Below are 17411 nucleotides of genomic sequence, written 5' to 3'. Positions count from 1 at the left end.
CCGCCTTAGCTCTCAATTCAAATCTATTCATCCATTATTGCAGGCAAGAAAAGAGTAAATGTACTCCCCAGCCCCATTTCGCTTTTGACCTCAATCGTTCCACCATGAGCCTGGGCAATTCCCAGGCTCACAGATAAACCAAGGCCTGTGCCTTTCCCTTCCTTTTTTGTGGTAATAAAGGGATGGAAAATCTCCTGGATCTGTTTATCACTGATTCCTATCCCGTTGTCAGTAACGGACAGGCAAATCCACTCTTTTCCCTTTACCAGACAGGAGGCTGTAGATATGGTAACCTTTTTATTTTTTTCGCTTCTGTTCTCAAGCGCATCCTTTGCATTTAGTAATAAATTGATCATTATCTGGCCGATTTGCTTCTGATTTCCGTTGATTTTGGGAAGCGGTGATTGTTTTACTACCTCCACTCTTACATTTTGCTTCTCAATCTGGTACACAATTAAGCTTAAATATTGATCAATCACCTCGTTAAGGGAACATTCCTCAAAAAAATATTCATCCTGTCTCGAGAATGTTAACAAATTTTGAATAATACTCTTGCTCCTTTTTCCACAGTTCACGATGTCGGTTAACAGCCGGTATGAAGGTTCATCTTTATTCGCTGTTCTTAACAACAATTGTGAATTCCCCAGGATAGCGGTTAACGGATTGTTCAGTTCGTGGGCCACACCTGCCGCTAACTCCCCGATTGCTGCAAGCTTGCCGGATTGTACAAGCTGGGCTTCCATTTTCCGTTTTGCAGAAACATTTCGTAAATATAAAATCAACCCATACATTTGTTTTTTTTCATTTAGCACCGGAGAAATAGTGGTTTCAAATATTTGTCCGTCTGCTCTTCGAATTTCTTGCAGTGCAGCCTTTTTCTTTTGAAGACAATCCTCCATCAGGACTTCTATTTCATTATGATTGAGAAAAAGTCGAATGTTTCTCCCCGTTTCCTCTGCATCTTTTAATTGTAAATAGTCTTTGGCAGATGCATTGACCTTTAAAATTTCACCCTTTAAGTTGAGCACGAAAATCAAATCAGTCACTGCTGAAAACGTATCTTCCCATTCTTTTTTGGCGTTTAAAACCTCGTTGTAAAGTCTGGCATTTTCCAGACAGACCGAAAAATGATCGGAAAGCTGCTGAAGAAAAGAACCATCTGACTTATCATATTCGATGATCCCCTTGCTTCCTATGCCAAGGACTCCAATCACCGTCCCTTTGCTGTACAGAGGGAAAACCAACATACTTTTTAATGACTGATCCGAAGCTGAAACGGTTTCAGTCTCTTCCTCAAAGGTATGGTACAGCATTTTACCGCTATCCAATGCTCTTCCATAAATCGATCGATCATGAAGCTGATGATTCATTGCGTCATGTTCGTTTGGATAAAAATTTGTTAATACGAGTGTTTCACCCTGACAAATGGACAAGCTGATCGAATCAAATTCATACATGGTTTTCAATTTATCCAGTATGTTTTTTAACATCTCATCCATCGGCATTTCCACATTCAAGCTTTTCATCATATCATTAATAATTTCTAGCTGAAGATTTTTCTTCTGCATCTTCATGACTGTTTTTTTCAATTCGGTGTAGTAATTACGCTTTGAGGATTGAACACCCGTAAGCTGTTCAATTAATTGGTGCCGCATGGACAATTTTTCCACCCCCCTTACAAGGCTTGTCGATAAAGCTGAATGACATCTTCTATTTTAATATCACGAGGATTGGTTATCATGCATGCATCTTCCAATGCGACCTGGCTCATTTCAGAAATCCCCTCATCCGTAAGTCCCATTTCCGATAGCCGCTGTGGTGCTCCGATATCCAGGGATAATTGTTTAATATAATCAATAGCTTTTTTTCCTGCCTCTATATTTGACAGGTTCTGAACGCTTTCTCCGCATAATTCAGCAATCGTGCTGAATTTTTTCGGTACTGCAAGAAAGTTGAACTCCATGACATGCGGCAGCAATACGGCATTTACCTCACCATGAAGCAATGGAAACCGGCCTCCAATGGCATGTGACATGGCATGCACGGCTCCCAATATGGCGTTCGAAAAAGCCAATCCTGCCTGTAAGGAAGCCATCGCCATATGATACTTGGATTCCATATTAATTTTCGAAGCAACGGATGGACGGAGATGGTCTGCCACAAGCTGAATCGCATTTTTGGCCTGTACATCTGTCAAAGGTGTGGCTGCTATACTTACATAGGCTTCTATCGCATGGGTTAATACATCCAATCCGGTTGAAGCGGTCAATTGAGGACTTTTGGTCGTCAGTGTTTGAGGATCAACAATCGCAATATCGGGAACTAATGATTTCGATACAATGGTCATTTTCTTTTTATTTTTTGAGTCAACGATAACAGAGAACTGGGAGACTTCAGAGCCCGAACCAGCGGTGGTGGCGATCATAACCATTGGCGGCAATGGTTCATTGATTTTATCCACACCTTCATAATCATGAATACTTCCGCCATTTGTCACCAGGATGGCGATTGCTTTTGCTGTATCAATCGCGCTCCCTCCTCCTACGCCAATGACAGCATCACACTCATGAGCAATATACTGTTCTTTCCCCTTTTCAACCTCAAAGTCTTTTGGATTGGTCGTAATATCATAAAACGTAGCAAAGAGCAGCCCTGCCTTTTTGCAGTTTTCAATCACATTCTCGAGCCACCCCTCATTCATGACACCCCGATCGCTTACGATCAGCACTTTTTTAGCTCCCAGGCGAAGACAGCTTTCTCCAACCTGATCCCTTGAACCATGACCAAAAATAACTTCCGGCATAACAAATTTATTGATGTTCATTCGGCGCTCCTTTTCCATGGCTGTAGTTGTGCTGATAATGGATATTTCAATGAATAACAGAATTATCTTTTAATTAGACATACCATAGAAAATCGGCTTCCTCAACACCTTTCTCCGAAAAACATGTATTACGTCTCATGGTATTGAGAATAAAGAGGGCTAGTTAAAGGAAATTCGATGGTTTGATCAGCGTTTTGAGGTGTTATGGTCTCTTGGCTTGGACATTACTTGCGGTTCGACACGATTTAGTTGCGGTTGACAGGAATAGTTGCATATCAAGTCATTTTCATTTTCCGAAAAACAAAAAAGCACTGCTCGACCTGCCAGCAGTACTTTTTTCCGGTAACCGGCTTATTGTTCATAGCGAGCTCGCCATTCAGGCCTTGAGCGGCCAAACGAATGGCTTCTCTGAGGGAAGCCCCCATACCGTCACCAACAAACATGATGACATTCTTTGCTTTATTAAGATGGGCAGACAGCTCTTCTTTTGCATTGCCATTTGCTTTACGCCAAATGATGTGATAAGTGCCAATGAAAGTGTTGCTGCAGCTATGGCTTTCTTCTTCAATACTTCCACTACCTTTTTCTCTGATGTGCCCTCATTTTAGGGAATTGTAAAGAAGAAGGTGTATCCGGTCATCATCCTATTCGGAAAAGTTGAGCCCCTGTTTTTCGAGTGCTTCTTTTAACTGGTTCATTGCTTTTGGACCCATCCCATGAAGCTTGGATACTTTTTCTTCGCTATGCTTCGAAAGTTCTTGATAACTGGTAATGCCGGCACCGGCTAAAGCGCGCTGTGCCGGTTTGGCCATTTTCGGCGGAAATTGCTCCTCGATTGTCTGCGCCAACTTCCTCACCCCCTCTCGAATGTATACTTTCGTTCACTTTTCGCTAATTCTTCTTCCATTCCTGCAGTATCTCCAAACACACAAAAAAAGAAAGGGAGCCCCTTTCTTCCATGCTTTATTATTTACCGGTGAAAAATGTCCACCGCTTTTTCCGAAGTTCATTTAAAAACGTTACGATGGAATGATTCTCTTCCTTTAACGCTTTTTCAAAATGGGACAAGGTCGGTTTGGGACCTTGAATCCGGGACACAAACCGTTTGCTTTTCACAAACTTCCCTCCAGCTTCATGGATGTTTGCTTTAGTATATGCAATCCAATTGGAAATTCATACAAAAAAGCAGCGGAAATGTCCGCTGCCCCTGCCTATCTATGCTTAAATGTACCGCGCCGCTGCCCTTTTTGTATAATCCGTTCGTTCTCCTCCATCACCTGCAAGGTGTGATGGCTGATTCCTACTTTCGGGAACTCAATTCTCGGTTTCAGTGTGACTCCTTTACGATCGCTTTTCAGCGAAACCGGCTGGCTTCCCAGAACATCTAATCCTCTTGCCATGCCTCCTCACTCCTTTCCAATGCCTGTACTAAAATATCATACGTGGCGAGCAGGATGCCCATCAGGGAACAATCCACATCGCTGACTTTTGCTGTTGAAGAAATACGAATCACATAGGTTTCATCTTCAATATTAAATGGATAAAACGCAAAGTTATCTTCTTTATTGTAGTAGGCTTCCGCCCGTGATAATGTCGATTGAATCAAGCTGGCGTTCGAATACATCGCCAAAGCTTCGTTTTTTTCCTGAGGTGTTGTAAACGGCAGGATCGTAAAACTATGCCCTTCTTTTTCAACATACGCCTCAAGAACGAGTTTGAGTCCGTATAAATAATTTTCCTTACTTCCATAATACGCCGTGATTCCTTCCGTTTTCAAGATATACAGCGCATTATTTACTTTGGCCCGCAAATCATCGAGCAGCATCTGGTTGTTTTCCACGGATTTTGTAATTCTTGCTAGTTCATTATTCCCGATTTTCTTTAAGTACAAACTCAGGAAAATGAAGGCATCAATCAGCACAAACACCATCAGTACCACCAGATAGTGATCCCAATTGGTAAAGATGCTGTGCGGATTCCCCGTCCAGTAGATCAGGGCGCCAAATATGTACAGCACATACCATAATTTCCGGATTGCATCCAACTTCTGCTCGGCCCGTTCCTCATCCCGCCAATAAAAGATAAGATAAGCCCCAATTCCTACAAATACAACCCAAACGACCACCCGAAAAAACCAGATCAACGCGTCTCCCTCCTGTCCCCTGCTGTCTACCACCTAAATTCCATTACAAAAGGGAAGAATCCTGCTAAAAAAGCATTCTTGTGACGAATTCCTCATATAAAATATATTAGTAATAGAATTTGACTCTCGTGAAAAAACAAGAACGAGGAGGACTCCTATGCCTTCAAGCCGATTGCTCCAATTGCCTACGGAGCAAATGCTTTCCATTATACGGAATGGCCTTGGTTTATCACAGGTTCAAAAGAAAATAATTATCGTAGGAGCCGGCATGTCCGGTCTTGTCTCAGCCTCGTTATTAAAGCAGGCGGGACATGATGTAACGGTACTGGAAGCGACAGAAAGAGTAGGCGGCCGTGTCTATACCATGAGAAGCCCTTTTATGGACGATTTGTATTTGGATGTTGGGGCTATGCGTATCCCGCAAAACCACTACTTAGTACTGGAGTATTTAAAGAAGTTCAATTTAAAAGCAAACAAATTTCTGAATGCTACTTCAAATGACCTCATTTACGCTAATGGAATAAAAACCAATCAAAAAGAGTATCAGCGGAATCCCGATATTCTCCATTACCCTGTAGAACCCCATGAACGAGGAAAATCCGCTGAACAGCTATTAATGATGGCTATCAAACCAGTCGCCGATTTCATTAGGAAAAATCCCCTTGAGAATTGGAACAAAGTCGTAAGAGACTTTGATAAATACCCAATGTCTTTTTTCCTCCGCTATAACCCTGTTGGTCCAAGTCTTTCCCCCGGTGCGATTGAAAGTATTAAAGTCTTGGTTGGACTGGAGGGCTTTCCCGAGTTATCGTTCCCAGCAATTTTAAGAGAGCTTCTCCCCCTATTTAGCCCGGATATCCAGTTTTATGAAGTTGAAGGAGGAAATGACCGTCTTCCCAAATCATTTTTGCCCTTCTTAAAAGAGAACCTGCACTTTGGATACCAAATGACAAAAATTGTTCAGCACAACCGGCAGGTAACCATTCACTCCAGACACACAAAAAGTCAGCGGCCACTCACCGTCACAGGCGATCTTGCCATTATTACAATCCCCTTCTCGCTGCTTTCTTTTGTGGAAATCGAACCGAGAAATTCAATTTCCCATAACAAGTGGAAGGCCATAAGGGAACTGCACTATGTGGCTTCCACAAAGATTGGTCTCCAATTTAAAAGGCGTTTTTGGGAAAAGGAAGGAATTGCGGGAGGAAAATTGATGACAGACCTTCCCATTCGATTTGCATACTATCCAAGTCATCTTATTGGAACTTCCGGATCTGGAATTATACTGGCCAGCTACACATGGGAGGATGATACTCTATCCTGGGATAACCTTCCTGAAGGTGATCGGATAAGAAATGCTCTGGATAATCTGGCCACAGTACATGGAAAATACATTTATGATGATTTTTTAACCGGGGCTTCGCACAGTTGGTCCCAATATCAGTTTTCAGGAGGAGCCTTTTCAATGTTCAAGCCTTCACAGGAGACCGAATTATTCCCCTTCATTCCTACACCGGAAGGAAGAGTGCATTTCGCTGGTGAGCATACTTCAACGGCACCTGCATGGATTGAAGGAGCGATTCAATCAGGGATACGCGTTGCATACGAGGTAACTAATCTTCCAAGGTCTTACTAATTTATGTTCCATTCCAACCCTTCCAGGAACTGCAGTACCTCCTTATGAAGCTTTCCTCTGTCAGGGCCCCTTGTTACAAGGTGTGGAGAATTTTCATACCAAACAAGGGATTTATTTTGAGTAGAAACTTCATCATAAATAATCTGAGCACTCTCTTGGTTGGTGGGATGGTCTTTCCCAGATTGCACCACCAGCACCGGACAGTAAATCCGGCCAAGGCGCGGGCCGACCTCTTCAATCACGGCTTGCAATGACTTGACCGCCTCATCCGACTGCGGCTTTAGCTCTTCCCATTCCGCTTCAATTTGCTCAGCTGGTTTTCGTAAAATCTTTTTATAGCGTTTGGTAAAAGAACTGACATGCAGGCCAAGATCCTCCGTACTCTTGGGTTTGACAGGAGCACACATGGATACTAATCCTTTTACTGGATAAGTATAGGCTGTCTTTATGGCGAACACACCGCCGAGAGAAAGTCCGATCACGGCGATTTCTTCATATCCCTTTTCTTTTAACGATTGATAACCTTCTTCTACGCTTTTCCACCATTGTCCAGCCGTTGTGGTGACCAGTCGTTCAGGCGTATCGCCATGCCCTTCATACAACGGTCCAAGACATGTATAACCCTTATCATTCAGATAGCGTCCCAGCTCCCGTACATCCACCGTATTCCCGGTAAATCCGTGCAGAAGCAGGACTGCCCGTTTCCCTCCTTCAAAGAAAAAAGGCTTTGCTGGTACCATTTTCATCCTGATGCCTCCGATCCTTTTTACTCTAATTACAATATCACAAGACCATAAATCGAAAAAGAAACGGCCCACAAACCTTCCGCAAATGTATTTTATTAGAAAATTCACACAAAATTTAGAACTATTTTCAGAATTGTCATTGACATTCGCTATAGAAGGAGTAAAATGTTCATTAAAACTTTAACCGAGGTGTCCGTTTTGAAGTACGCATTTGCCCATCGAATTTATTCATTACAATCTTCTGCTGTCAGAGATATTTTAAAAGTTGTCAATCAGGAAGGTGTCATTTCGTTCGCAGGCGGTTTGCCTGATGATCAGTTGTTTCCTGCAGAAGCCATCGAAGAAGCATTTTCCAAAGTATTCGCTTCCGGAAAACATGCTTTACAATATAGTGAAACTGAAGGATATTTGCCCCTTCGTGAAGTGATTCTTGAACGTATGTCGCGAAAAGGCATTACAAATTACACAACCAAAGACATTATGCTGACAACTGGCTCTCAGCAGGTTATCGATCTTTTTTCCCGCGTGATGTTGAATCCGGGGGATGTCATTTTAACAGAAGATCCCACCTACCTTGCTGCCCTTCAGGTGTTCAAATCTTATGAAGCACGAGTAATTGGTGTTGCCTCTGATGAAGATGGCATGATTCCGGATGACCTGCAAGCCAAAATTAAAGAATACAAACCAAAATGTATTTACGTGGTTCCGACCTTCTCCAATCCGGCCGGAAAGGTTTGGTCACTGGAACGCCGAAAAATGCTGCTTCAGGAAGCGCACCGACATAACATTGTTGTTCTTGAAGATGATCCGTATGGCGATCTTCAATTTAATCGTGAGGAAACATACACTCCTCTCGCAGCACTTGATGACGGAAGCTGTGTTCTGTATACAAGCACGTTTTCCAAGACGGCTGTTCCAGCCCTCCGCACCGGGTGGGTTGCAGGTCCGTTCCAGATTGTCCGCATGATGTCTCAAGCCAAACAGGCAAATGACCTTCATTCCAATTCATTGTCTCAGCAGGCCCTGTACCATTTCTGCACAGGCTTTGATATGGATGGGCACATCAATCGGCTGATCGCAGAATACGAAAAACGGATGAATGCCATGTACAACTGTTTGAAGAATGCCAATCTTCCTGGTTTAAAACTAAACAAACCAAAAGGCGGCATGTTCTTTTGGCTGGAGCTAGATGAGCATATTAACACGACTGAACTGTTGTCAGAAGCGGTTTCCCGTGGTGTCGCTTACGTACCGGGTGAACCATTCTTCGCCTCCTTGCCAAAAACCAACGCGATGCGCTTGAATTTTAGCCATCCAACCATTGAACAAATCGAGAGCGGCATCACTATCATGACCGATTTGTTTAAGGAATCACTAGAGAAAAACGCGGTATTATCATAAAACACAAAGAAGGAACCTCTCTTTTTAAAAGGAGGTTCCTTTTCTATTTATTTCACCCGCAGGCCTTGTCCAACATAAATCGTATACTTCTTGTCCAGATTGTTCCACTTCTTAATTTGATTTATCGTCGATTTGAATGTTTTTCCAAGAGAATATACCGTATCCCCGGGAGCAACGGTATGATAAACGGCTGTGGGCTTCCTTTTCAGGTTAAAATTTTTTACCAGCCCATCTACATGTCCGCGCGCAATGCTGGTAAGAAATGAAGCAGATTTTAACTGGTCCGCATCTGCAGCAGTATCAATAAAACCGTTTTCCGTTAAAACCGCCGGCATGTATGATTCTCTCAACATATGAAAGTCAGCCGTTTTTTTTCCCCGGTCCCTAAAGTCCACCATTTCAAGAACAGCATCATGAATATTGTTGCGGTAGGTTGTTGTAGGCGCTGTGGTTCCAGGATAAATATAGCTCTCAAAGCCTGTCCCGCCACCAGCATTTATGTGAACAGACAATAAATAATCAGTGCCCCATCGGTTGGCTGCGTCTGTTCTGTCCTTCAATGATACAAACTCATCCGTCGTCCTGCTCATCATGACTTCAACACCATTGTACTCTGTAAGCAGAATATTTTTGATCCTCGTGGCAATTTGCAAGGTAATGTTCTTCTCCAGCAAGCCGTTTCCTGTGGCTCCTGAATCACTGCCCCCATGCCCCGGATCGATAAAAATCTTTGCCATCTACTAAACACTCCTTGTTGTAAGAAAACTTGAGACAAGAGAAATCTCTTATTCTCTCTACCATTATATGCAGTTATTTAGTAGTGGTTATGCCTCCTAGTTTACGTAAATAGCATACAAAATCCGTGTCAGGATTCCTGAAGCCAGATCTGGATCACTTCCCCCAGTTTCTCGCCCTTAGCTTCTACGTCATTCATATCGTAAAATTTAACCATCGCGCGGTCATCGGCGAGCCACTCCAACAATCCCGTTGTGTCCTTGACGAGGAGTCTCATGCTTTTCGGTTCTTTAATATTTGCCCCGCAATGGAAGATCAGACGAAAGAATCCCTTTCCATGCAAATTAAACGTCAGGCAATCCTCACCCTCATAGCAATAGCTTGGAGCATTCCATTTGATTTGTTCGTTTAACTCAGGGTGCTTATCCTGTATAATTTCCCGAACACGTTGAATTTCCTGTTTGAGCGGATGATCCAATACTTGCATAAACGTCAGTACTTCTTCCTCACCAGACTTCTTCTTGGTTACCATCGTCCTTCTCCTCCTTATTCTCCCTCCCAGGCCGGATTGTAAACGACTTCCCATAAATGGCCATCAGGGTCATGAAAGTGGCCGGAATACCCGCCCCAGAACGTGTCATGTGCCGGATCAGAAATGACGGCTCCCGCCTGTTCGGCTTCCTCCATCACCTGATCCACTTCATCCTTGCTGCTGACATTGTGCCCGAGTGTAAATTCGCCTGGACTCGAAACAAACATGGGAATCTTCGCCTCATGAGCCAGATCCCTGCGGTGCCATAGCGCAAGCTTCAAGCAGGACTGCAGGTCAAAAAAAGCGACAGCCCCATGCTCAAATTCAGTGCCTATGATGCCCTCTGTCTCAAAGCCCAAACCATCACGATAGAATGTCACTGCTCTTTCTAAATCATCCACACCTAACGTTATAACCGTAATTCTAGGTTTCATGGCAAATCCCTCCTTACATACTTGTTAAATAAAAGAAACTCTGATCTTGTTTTGTGATAAAGGATCAGAGTTGATGAAAGAAATTATTGTCTGTTTTTTCTATTATTCATTAAACACCGAAACCTTAACGTCGACATATTGAATAGATTCATCCCCACCAAAAACTTGATAGATGGGTGATGCCAGATTTAAATCGTTGTCAACGATATACTGAAGCAGCTCTGCGTAAACAAATTCAGTCAGAGTTTCATAGTTTCCTGTAATCCGCTTCATGAGCATTTCATCCACATAATAATAACTTCGGAACATGAGCGAGTCAGTAGATGGAATCTTATCCTCATGGACAGGCATGAACAATTCAATGTACATGTTTTCGTCTTTAGGAATGTTCTTCAAAGCATAGAACATGGGTCCTTTAATCGTTAAATTTGCTTCTCCAATCTCAGAAATGAAGTCTTCGATCACCTGTTCCATCTCACTGTAATGGAAAAAGTATTCTTTAGAGACAACATTGGTATAGGCAATGCTTTGATCCACAGCAATCATCGGACAGGTTCACCCACTTCTACAATCGGCGCGTACACATCAAGCCACGTTTCTCCGAAAACGTCCAAGCAAACATGGTAAAAGCTCGGGTCCAAGGTAATTTGATTCTGTCTGGCGGTTTCTTGAATCAGCTGATAGGCTTCTTCAATTTCCCCATCTTCATCCGTGAAACGAACACATAGCGCTTCCTCGATCACTAAAACATCAATATATTCATATGCTGAACCTTTCTCCAATTCAACGCGGTCATTAACTGGAACACTGTATGTAAATTCTCCGGACGCCGGGTCATTGTCCAAGGGTTTAAATTGGAAAAGAACCGGTCCCACTGGGTAGATGCCATTATTTACAACCTGACTTCTTAGGGCGATTGCAGGCAAAAGCCAGTCTTCTTTTTTCACCACTTGCGTAATGCTAACCAAGTTCAGCATGGATAAAGATTTGTATTGTACTTTCAACCTTATCTCTCCTCTCCTGTTAAACTAGCTCATTTTTTTCTTCTTTTTGTTTGCATTGCGATCATACTTTTTCAATCGTTTTCTTTTCTCACGATCATAATCATGCCAAGAAATATTAAAGGAAGGAAATTTATATTTGCAGTAAGCCAATAATTGAAACTCCGCCGCTCCAATGGCAACAGCATAAAGAATAACTGACAAAATAAAGTAAAAGAAAATTTTATCCAATGAGCTTTCACCAAACAGATGCACTGTCAGCAAAATTAGTAAAACAACAACATAAATAACAGAACCGAGCACCGTGGAAATAATGGTCTTATCAAAGAAAAATCCTGAAGAGTCTTCCCCATTGAATTTACCATGCTCAGCTTGTTTAAAGATACTTACCGTACAAAGAATATGCGCTAAAACAGCTCCGGCTATTAGCAGACCCACATAAGTTAAAGTAAGAGGATCATTTGGATAGTCAAAAACTCCTTTAATAACCACGGCAACAAAGCCGATGGTTCCCAGTTGAAAAGCGTAAAACAAGGTTAAAATGGAAAGTGCTTTTTGAAATTTAATGAACATCTTCGGTTTTGTAAAAATGAACAGTAGCCCAATTTGCAGAACATAAAATACTACCTCTAGAAAAACAACTACCTTTTCAAAAGTACTCGGAAAGGCTGACCATCCAAATTTAATCAAACCAAATAGGATAAAAAACATCACCATACTGCACCAAACCATAGAACCAAACATAAATGACACACTATGATCAGGACCTAACCTGTTTTTGGCGGTCATTTTAAAATCAGATAAGTTTTCTTCTTTTATCTTCATTTCAGTTTTTCTTTTCCCACCCGCTTTATTTGACCATAAAATCAGCCTCGTTTTTTTCTTTTTTTGCTATTTATTTCATACTGTTTTATGCGTATTTTCCTTTCACGATCATAATCATGCCAAGAAATATTAAAAGAAGGAAACTTGTACTTGCAATACGCCAACAACTGAAACTCGGCAGCTCCAATGGCAACAGCATAAAGAATGACGGATAAAACAAAGTAAAAGAAAATATGATCCAATGAATTATGTGCCAATAGTAAGATTAGTAAAATAAATACAATAACAATAGAGCCAAGAACGGTGAAAATTATAGTTCTATCGAATAAAAACCCCGCAGAGTTTTCTCCATTGAAGTCACCATTCTCTACTTGTTTAAAGATACTAATCGTACAAATGATATGGGTCAAAACGGCTCCATAACAATACTGCACCAATTGTCGTACCAAACATAAACGCAACGGTGTTAATTGGTTGAAGCCTATCTTTTGAGGTAACTTTAAAATCAGCTAAATGTTCTTCCTTTATATTATATGCATATCACTTAATTTCCCTACGTTTTTAAATTATAGTACTAGCTTAATTTCTTCTTATTTTTATTTGATTTCCGATTGCGTTTTTTATAATTTTTTAAAAGCTCTTTAGTTTCCTTCTCATATTCATGCCATGACATATTAAATGAAGGAAACTTGTACTTGCAGTAAACCAATAATTGAAACTCGGCTGATCCAATAGCAACAGCATAAAGTATCACTGACAAAATAAAGTAAAAGAACATATCCCCTAATTTGATTTCTCCAAACGTATGAATCAAAATCAAAATTAATAAAGTAAGCACATAAAGAATAGAACCAAGTACAGTAAAAATAATAGCCTTATCAAAGAAAAATCCAGATGAGTTTTCTCCATTGAATTTACCATTCTCAGCTTGTTTAAAAATACTTATCGTACAAAGGATATGAGTTAAAAATCCCCCCGCTAGCAGAAGACCTACATAGGTAAAAGTAAGAGTGTCGTTTGGAAATGCAAAAATACCTTTGATAACAAGCCACAAAAAACCAATGGTAGCAAGCTGAAAAGCATAGAACAAGGTTAAAATAGAAATTATTTTTTGAAATTTGATATACATTTTGGGTTTTGAAAAAATGAACAAAAAAGCAATTTGCAAAATATAAAAAACAACTTCTATGAAAACGACTACCTTTTCAAACGTACTCGGAAAACCAGACCATCCAAATTTAAATAAAATAATCGCTATAAAGAGCATTACAATACTACACCAAATTATGGTACCTAACATAAATGACACACTATTATCAGGACTAAGTCTATTTTTGGCGGTTATTTTAAAATCAGATAAATTTTCCTCTTTTATGTTCCACATGGTTTAATTATCCCACCTTTAATCTTGTTTACCAAAATATAGATCCGATTTTATGTGTCACACCTTTCACTAACTTCTTTGTACCACTAACGATGCTCTCACCACCAAGTGCAGAAATCCCTTTGTTTAAACCTGCTGAAGCAGCAATACCTACCGCAGCACCAACTACCGTCCCAACCGGTGGAAGAAATAAAGAACCTGCGGCTGCCCCTGCTCCAGCAGCAACAGCAATTCCTCCAATATCAACAGCTGAATCTGTTACAATGTCTACCGCATCATGAGCTTGCCATCCATCTTTCTGTGCTTCAACAACATTGTTGGCAACCGATAAGGCTGATCCTACTACCCCTAAGCCTTTTACTACTTTTCCTACCTTTCCTACCTCTTTAAATGTATCCTTCCACTTGGTGGGATTTATAGATTTTATACTGTCAGCATAAGAAGACTTGAACCCCTTATACGCCTGCTTACCAAGCGCGGCTGCTTTCCCCATACTTTTAGCATCAACTTTATATTCCTGATGAGCTACAAAATCCGGCAATTTATAGATCGATGTCTTCGCCTTTTTTATTTGTGACTTAGTCTTCTTCAAGTCATCAAATTTGAAACCATTCTTTATATATTTGATTAAAGCATCATCATCTTTATTTAGTTTTAGCATTTTAGAAATAGCTACAATGTCTTTGGTATTCTTTGCAGATAACGTATATGCTCCACGACCTTTTCGGCCAGCGGGGTCAAAAATAGCCTTAAAATCATATTTCCATTTAAGATATTGGCTAATGGACAAGGCCGTAGTAATTCTGCCATATTTAATCCCTTTACTTACGCTTGTAACCCCTTGTCTTACTCCAGCAAATGCAGTACCACTCAAGAAAGCGGTAAAACTGTTAGCGTTAAACAGCTTCTGGTCCGCTTCACGAAACTTGGTTTCCGTGCGCTTTACGACTTCTTCAGCTCCAGTTAATAGACTCCCGTAATGATCGAGCTGCTGAATCAGGCTGTTGTAGAGGGGATTGATGGCGGACAGATTGATTCCGCCTCCGTGGCTTTGCATGGAATAAAAGTTCATTTGCAGATTCGATTTAATGGCTTTGCTTTTCGCTTCCAGCTTTTTTACATCTGAAGCGAGCGCTTTTAGTTCGTCTGGTACGACGTTTACACGACTCATTCCTTCTCCTGCCTTTCTACTCTCTATTCTAAAAAAGAAGTAGGACTCCATATACTGGACTTTCCTCCTAAAAAGCCCACTTCCTTTTTACCCTTCTTTCTTGCCTTAAAACCAATTAGTGCCAAATTTTAGATAATTCAGGTGAAAAAGGTCCTACTCACACCATGATAGGTTAAAACAAAGGGTTTACCACTCATCAAAATTACTCTCCTATTAAACTTACCAACTATTTTACAAAAGTAATTACCTGGTGTACACAGTAAAATCTGCCTCCTTTTTCCACAGGAGACAGATTTTAATTTCTTGCTTAGATTATACCGGACTCACAAAGTCGGCATTCTTCGTATAAAGGTACAGTCCATAATCCTGCATAACGGATGTATTTCCCGTTTGTCGGATCATGGCTGCCACATGTCCGCGATGATAGTTTCCATGAGTGGAAATATGATAGATCGTTTCCATTGGGGTTGTATCCAGCTGTCCCGCATATGGATTATCCACGGCGAATACTTTTTCCATGTCATGGTGATCGATATAATCCTTATACTCTTCTACCAGGTTTTTGTACCGTTTCTCCATTTCGAGCAGTGTTTCTGCTTCAGCCTCTTTTCTCAATGTGTCCGAAGCAGCCAACCCCTCTTGCATATCCACCCCCTGCATGATTTTCAACCACAAATTGTCGGTTAAATACATATGTACCATAACAGTTGAAAGAGATGGAAAGATGCTTTGCCTCATTTCCCTTTTGTATAAATCCTCTGGAAGTTCCCGCAGCTTTTCAAAGATTCTGGCGTTCGCCCAAGCATGATAATCATACATTTCACGTGCATGGTTCTTCATCCTATCAAGCCTCCCCTTGCTTTGATCACTCCTAACTCTTTATCTATTCCAGAAAAACCTGTCATATTCCTTTTTCAAATGGAGGTTTAGTGAGTATTGCTAATTTTCATAGTCCACTTAAGAACCTTAAGATTGCATCATAGAAGAAATGGTACTGAAATCGTAATCATAACACACACGATATAAATCGATGATTTCTTCGTGCGTCGGTACCCGTGGGTTGTTTCCCGGGCTTCCGCTGTCAAGCGCATCGGTGGCCATTTTGGAGACGACTTGTTCGAACGCTTTCTGATCCACTCCCCAGCTCTTCAGGTTGGGAATTTGAAGATCGGCGCACAGCTTTTTGATTTCTTCAATGGCGAAATCCGCGAGCTCCTCCTTATCCTGCTTGCCCAGTCCTGGCTTGATGATTTGGGCAATGGCTGCCAGTTGATCCACCGCATCGCGCTTGCTAAACTCCAGGACAGCCGGTAACATCATGGCATTGGAGACGCCATGAGGTACATGAAACAAAGCACCAATAGGCCGTGACATGCCGTGTACAAGGGTAACCGAAGCATTGGAAAAGGCAAGCCCCGCCTTCATTGCCGCCAATGCCATTTTCTCCTTGGCATCCATATTCTCAGGATGATGGTAAGCGGTACGCAAATTTGCGGTAATTAAGGCTATTGCAGAACGGGCAAAATCATCCGTGAGCGGCTGGCTCTTTTTTGAAATGAACGCTTCCATCGCGTGGCAAAGGGCATCGATTCCGGTGGCAGCGGTTACATTCTTGGGTGTAGAAAGTGTAAGAATTGGATCGACGATCGCGGTACACGGCAGAAAGTTGGGATCCTTGATCATCATCTTAATATCATCTTTTGTATTGGTAATCACTGTGACGTCGGTTACTTCCGACCCAGTTCCAGCGGTGGTAGGAATGGCGATAAACGGAAGCGGTTTTTGTGAAATTTTTCTGGCTCCTCCTCTGTAATCCCCGATATATCCACCGTTCGCCGCCACAACGGCAACCGCTTTTCCGGTATCCATACAGCTGCCTCCGCCGATGGCAACAATGACATCACACTTTTCTTCAAGGCAAAGGGCAAGGGCTTCTTTTACATGCAGATCGGTCGGTTCTGTATTCACATCCAGGTAAGAAACAAAGGGAAGACCTTGCTTTTCAATTAATTCCTCGCACTTTCTTACATGGCCAATCTTCTCCATCACCCGGTCACTGATCAATAACACCTTTGTGCCGAGTCCGGACGCTTCCTGTCCCAATTTATCCAGGGCATCCCGACCATAATACAAGGCATTGGGCATTCGAAATTCTGCAAATTTCTTCATGCTCTTCCTCCTTTCAATTTTCACACTTAATTATTCTTGCAAGAACCGAGCCATCTTTGAAAACCCATTCAAAAAGTCCGAAAAAAATTTAGTGTAGGGCAATCCATACAAAAAGTTTCTGAATGTGTATGATAAGCCGGACGTTTCCTTATTTTAAAGCTTCTCCTATGATATTGAGCACCGAATGCCGTGCTTCCTTGCTGCAGCCCACTCATAATCGTTCAACTGCTTCATTGTGTATCGTTTTGACGCTGTCGTTCATAGAGGTCACCATCTTTCTATCTATTACTATTATAAAGGATGAAGCAAACGCAAATGAATCTCCTGCTTCACCCTGGCCCATGTGTGGTTGAGTATTCCTGGACCAACGGACTGCTAAATAAAAGTAAGGCAGAGCATCGAAATGGATG

21 protein-coding genes are annotated in these 17411 nt (G+C 41.6%); 3 read left to right on the top strand and 18 right to left on the bottom strand.

Going from position 1 to position 17411, the window contains the following annotated elements:
• Window positions 1-23 precede the first annotated feature (23 nt).
• Both QNH15_RS08050 and QNH15_RS08045 read right to left on the bottom strand, forming a co-directional pair.
• Window positions 24-1655: an ATP-binding protein gene (locus QNH15_RS08050; RefSeq protein WP_283895489.1), complete on the bottom strand. Its 1632-nt coding sequence runs from the start codon at window positions 1653-1655 to the stop codon at window positions 24-26.
• A 20-nt stretch (window positions 1656-1675) separates the two neighbouring features.
• Window positions 1676-2824: an iron-containing alcohol dehydrogenase gene (locus QNH15_RS08045; protein WP_090232410.1), complete on the bottom strand. Its 1149-nt coding sequence runs from the start codon at window positions 2822-2824 to the stop codon at window positions 1676-1678.
• 212 nt (window positions 2825-3036) lie between these two features.
• Here QNH15_RS08045 and QNH15_RS08040 point away from each other — a divergent pair, with 212 nt between their 5' ends.
• Window positions 3037-3432, top strand: coding sequence for a hypothetical protein (locus QNH15_RS08040; RefSeq protein WP_283893918.1), 396 nt, complete (start codon window positions 3037-3039; stop codon window positions 3430-3432).
• Window positions 3433-3468: 36 nt separating this feature from the next.
• Here the strand turns inward: QNH15_RS08040 and QNH15_RS08035 are convergent, their stop codons facing one another.
• The 4 genes from QNH15_RS08035 to QNH15_RS08020 all read right to left on the bottom strand — a co-directional run bounded on the left by QNH15_RS08035 (window position 3469) and on the right by QNH15_RS08020 (window position 4967).
• Window positions 3469-3681: a DNA-directed RNA polymerase subunit alpha C-terminal domain-containing protein gene (locus tag QNH15_RS08035; RefSeq protein ID WP_420889632.1), complete on the bottom strand. Its 213-nt coding sequence runs from the start codon at window positions 3679-3681 to the stop codon at window positions 3469-3471.
• Window positions 3682-3790: 109 nt separating this feature from the next.
• Window positions 3791-3940: a hypothetical protein gene (locus QNH15_RS08030; protein WP_156412551.1), complete on the bottom strand. Its 150-nt coding sequence runs from the start codon at window positions 3938-3940 to the stop codon at window positions 3791-3793.
• 95 nt (window positions 3941-4035) lie between these two features.
• On the bottom strand, window positions 4036-4224 hold the full coding sequence (locus tag QNH15_RS08025) for a hypothetical protein (protein ID WP_061968297.1): 189 nt from the start codon (window positions 4222-4224) through the stop codon (window positions 4036-4038).
• The gene (locus tag QNH15_RS08020; RefSeq protein ID WP_061968295.1) at window positions 4209-4967 is read right to left on the bottom strand and encodes a type II toxin-antitoxin system SpoIISA family toxin; all 759 of its coding nucleotides are present in this window, start codon (window positions 4965-4967) and stop codon (window positions 4209-4211) included. Before QNH15_RS08020 ends, QNH15_RS08025 begins: the two co-directional genes overlap by 16 nt.
• 157 nt (window positions 4968-5124) lie before the next feature.
• Between QNH15_RS08020 and QNH15_RS08015 the strand changes: the two genes are divergently transcribed.
• On the top strand, window positions 5125-6603 hold the full coding sequence (locus QNH15_RS08015; RefSeq protein ID WP_283893912.1) for a flavin monoamine oxidase family protein: 1479 nt from the start codon (window positions 5125-5127) through the stop codon (window positions 6601-6603).
• Here the strand turns inward: QNH15_RS08015 and QNH15_RS08010 are convergent.
• Window positions 6600-7349 carry an alpha/beta hydrolase gene (locus tag QNH15_RS08010; protein WP_283893910.1) on the bottom strand — a complete coding sequence of 250 codons (750 nt, stop codon included), beginning with the start codon at window positions 7347-7349 and terminating at the stop codon, window positions 6600-6602. The two genes, QNH15_RS08015 and QNH15_RS08010, sit on opposite strands and share 4 nt — an antisense overlap.
• A 198-nt stretch (window positions 7350-7547) precedes the next feature.
• On the opposite strand from QNH15_RS08010, the gene QNH15_RS08005 reads away from it, so the two are divergent.
• Window positions 7548-8750, top strand: coding sequence for an aminotransferase-like domain-containing protein (locus QNH15_RS08005; RefSeq protein ID WP_283895487.1), 1203 nt, complete (start codon window positions 7548-7550; stop codon window positions 8748-8750).
• Window positions 8751-8797: 47 nt separating this feature from the next.
• Here the strand turns inward: QNH15_RS08005 and QNH15_RS08000 are convergent, their stop codons facing one another.
• From QNH15_RS08000 to QNH15_RS07950, 11 genes are all read right to left on the bottom strand, one after another.
• The gene (locus QNH15_RS08000) at window positions 8798-9487 is read right to left on the bottom strand and encodes an N-acetylmuramoyl-L-alanine amidase (RefSeq protein WP_283893908.1); all 690 of its coding nucleotides are present in this window, start codon (window positions 9485-9487) and stop codon (window positions 8798-8800) included.
• Between the two features lie 128 nt (window positions 9488-9615).
• Window positions 9616-10017, bottom strand: a complete 402-nt coding sequence (locus QNH15_RS07995) for a DUF1801 domain-containing protein (protein ID WP_283893906.1) — start codon at window positions 10015-10017, stop codon at window positions 9616-9618.
• Between the two features lie 14 nt (window positions 10018-10031).
• Window positions 10032-10451, bottom strand: coding sequence for a VOC family protein (locus QNH15_RS07990; RefSeq protein WP_283893905.1), 420 nt, complete (start codon window positions 10449-10451; stop codon window positions 10032-10034).
• 102 nt (window positions 10452-10553) lie between these two features.
• The gene (locus QNH15_RS07985; protein ID WP_283893903.1) at window positions 10554-10997 is read right to left on the bottom strand and encodes a DUF5085 family protein; all 444 of its coding nucleotides are present in this window, start codon (window positions 10995-10997) and stop codon (window positions 10554-10556) included.
• Window positions 10994-11455: a DUF5085 family protein gene (locus QNH15_RS07980; RefSeq protein ID WP_283893901.1), complete on the bottom strand. Its 462-nt coding sequence runs from the start codon at window positions 11453-11455 to the stop codon at window positions 10994-10996. Before QNH15_RS07980 ends, QNH15_RS07985 begins: the two co-directional genes overlap by 4 nt.
• 24 nt (window positions 11456-11479) lie before the next feature.
• Window positions 11480-12277, bottom strand: coding sequence for a hypothetical protein (locus QNH15_RS07975; protein WP_283893899.1), 798 nt, complete (start codon window positions 12275-12277; stop codon window positions 11480-11482).
• A gap of 41 nt (window positions 12278-12318) precedes the next feature.
• The gene (locus tag QNH15_RS07970) at window positions 12319-12687 is read right to left on the bottom strand and encodes a hypothetical protein (RefSeq protein ID WP_283893897.1); all 369 of its coding nucleotides are present in this window, start codon (window positions 12685-12687) and stop codon (window positions 12319-12321) included.
• Window positions 12688-12851: 164 nt separating this feature from the next.
• Entirely contained in the window at window positions 12852-13661 is an 810-nt protein-coding gene (locus QNH15_RS07965; RefSeq protein ID WP_283893895.1) for a hypothetical protein, read from the bottom strand.
• 28 nt (window positions 13662-13689) lie between these two features.
• Entirely contained in the window at window positions 13690-14832 is a 1143-nt protein-coding gene (locus QNH15_RS07960; RefSeq protein WP_283893893.1) for a hypothetical protein, read from the bottom strand.
• 312 nt (window positions 14833-15144) lie between these two features.
• Entirely contained in the window at window positions 15145-15672 is a 528-nt protein-coding gene (locus QNH15_RS07955; RefSeq protein ID WP_283893891.1) for a DinB family protein, read from the bottom strand.
• A gap of 126 nt (window positions 15673-15798) precedes the next feature.
• Complete coding sequence (locus QNH15_RS07950) at window positions 15799-17001, bottom strand: iron-containing alcohol dehydrogenase (RefSeq protein WP_283893889.1); 1203 nt, start codon at window positions 16999-17001, stop codon at window positions 15799-15801.
• Window positions 17002-17411 lie beyond the last annotated feature (410 nt).

The sequence above is a fragment of the Fictibacillus enclensis genome (genome assembly GCF_030123385.1).
GTDB lineage: Bacteria > Bacillota > Bacilli > Bacillales > Fictibacillaceae > Fictibacillus_C > Fictibacillus_C enclensis.
This window is presented reverse-complemented; position numbering and strand designations above follow the sequence as displayed.

Excerpts from the sequence above, each read along its gene's own strand:
- QNH15_RS07960 (WP_283893893.1), bottom strand. The coding sequence starts at position 14,832 with ATGAGTCGTGTAAACGTCGTACCAGACGAACTAAAAGCGCTCGCTTCA.
- QNH15_RS08015 (WP_283893912.1), top strand. The coding sequence starts at position 5,125 with ATGCCTTCAAGCCGATTGCTCCAATTGCCTACGGAGCAAATGCTTTCC.
- QNH15_RS07990 (WP_283893905.1), bottom strand. The coding sequence starts at position 10,451 with ATGAAACCTAGAATTACGGTTATAACGTTAGGTGTGGATGATTTAGAA.
- QNH15_RS07950 (WP_283893889.1), bottom strand. The coding sequence starts at position 17,001 with ATGAAGAAATTTGCAGAATTTCGAATGCCCAATGCCTTGTATTATGGT.
- QNH15_RS07975 (WP_283893899.1), bottom strand. The coding sequence starts at position 12,277 with ATGAAGATAAAAGAAGAAAACTTATCTGATTTTAAAATGACCGCCAAA.
- QNH15_RS07965 (WP_283893895.1), bottom strand. The coding sequence starts at position 13,661 with ATGTGGAACATAAAAGAGGAAAATTTATCTGATTTTAAAATAACCGCC.
- QNH15_RS08025 (WP_061968297.1), bottom strand. The coding sequence starts at position 4,224 with ATGGCAAGAGGATTAGATGTTCTGGGAAGCCAGCCGGTTTCGCTGAAA.
- QNH15_RS07995 (WP_283893906.1), bottom strand. The coding sequence starts at position 10,017 with ATGGTAACCAAGAAGAAGTCTGGTGAGGAAGAAGTACTGACGTTTATG.
- QNH15_RS07955 (WP_283893891.1), bottom strand. The coding sequence starts at position 15,672 with ATGAAGAACCATGCACGTGAAATGTATGATTATCATGCTTGGGCGAAC.
- QNH15_RS08010 (WP_283893910.1), bottom strand. The coding sequence starts at position 7,349 with ATGAAAATGGTACCAGCAAAGCCTTTTTTCTTTGAAGGAGGGAAACGG.
- QNH15_RS08000 (WP_283893908.1), bottom strand. The coding sequence starts at position 9,487 with ATGGCAAAGATTTTTATCGATCCGGGGCATGGGGGCAGTGATTCAGGA.
- QNH15_RS08045 (WP_090232410.1), bottom strand. The coding sequence starts at position 2,824 with ATGAACATCAATAAATTTGTTATGCCGGAAGTTATTTTTGGTCATGGT.
- QNH15_RS07985 (WP_283893903.1), bottom strand. The coding sequence starts at position 10,997 with ATGATTGCTGTGGATCAAAGCATTGCCTATACCAATGTTGTCTCTAAA.
- QNH15_RS08050 (WP_283895489.1), bottom strand. The coding sequence starts at position 1,655 with ATGCGGCACCAATTAATTGAACAGCTTACGGGTGTTCAATCCTCAAAG.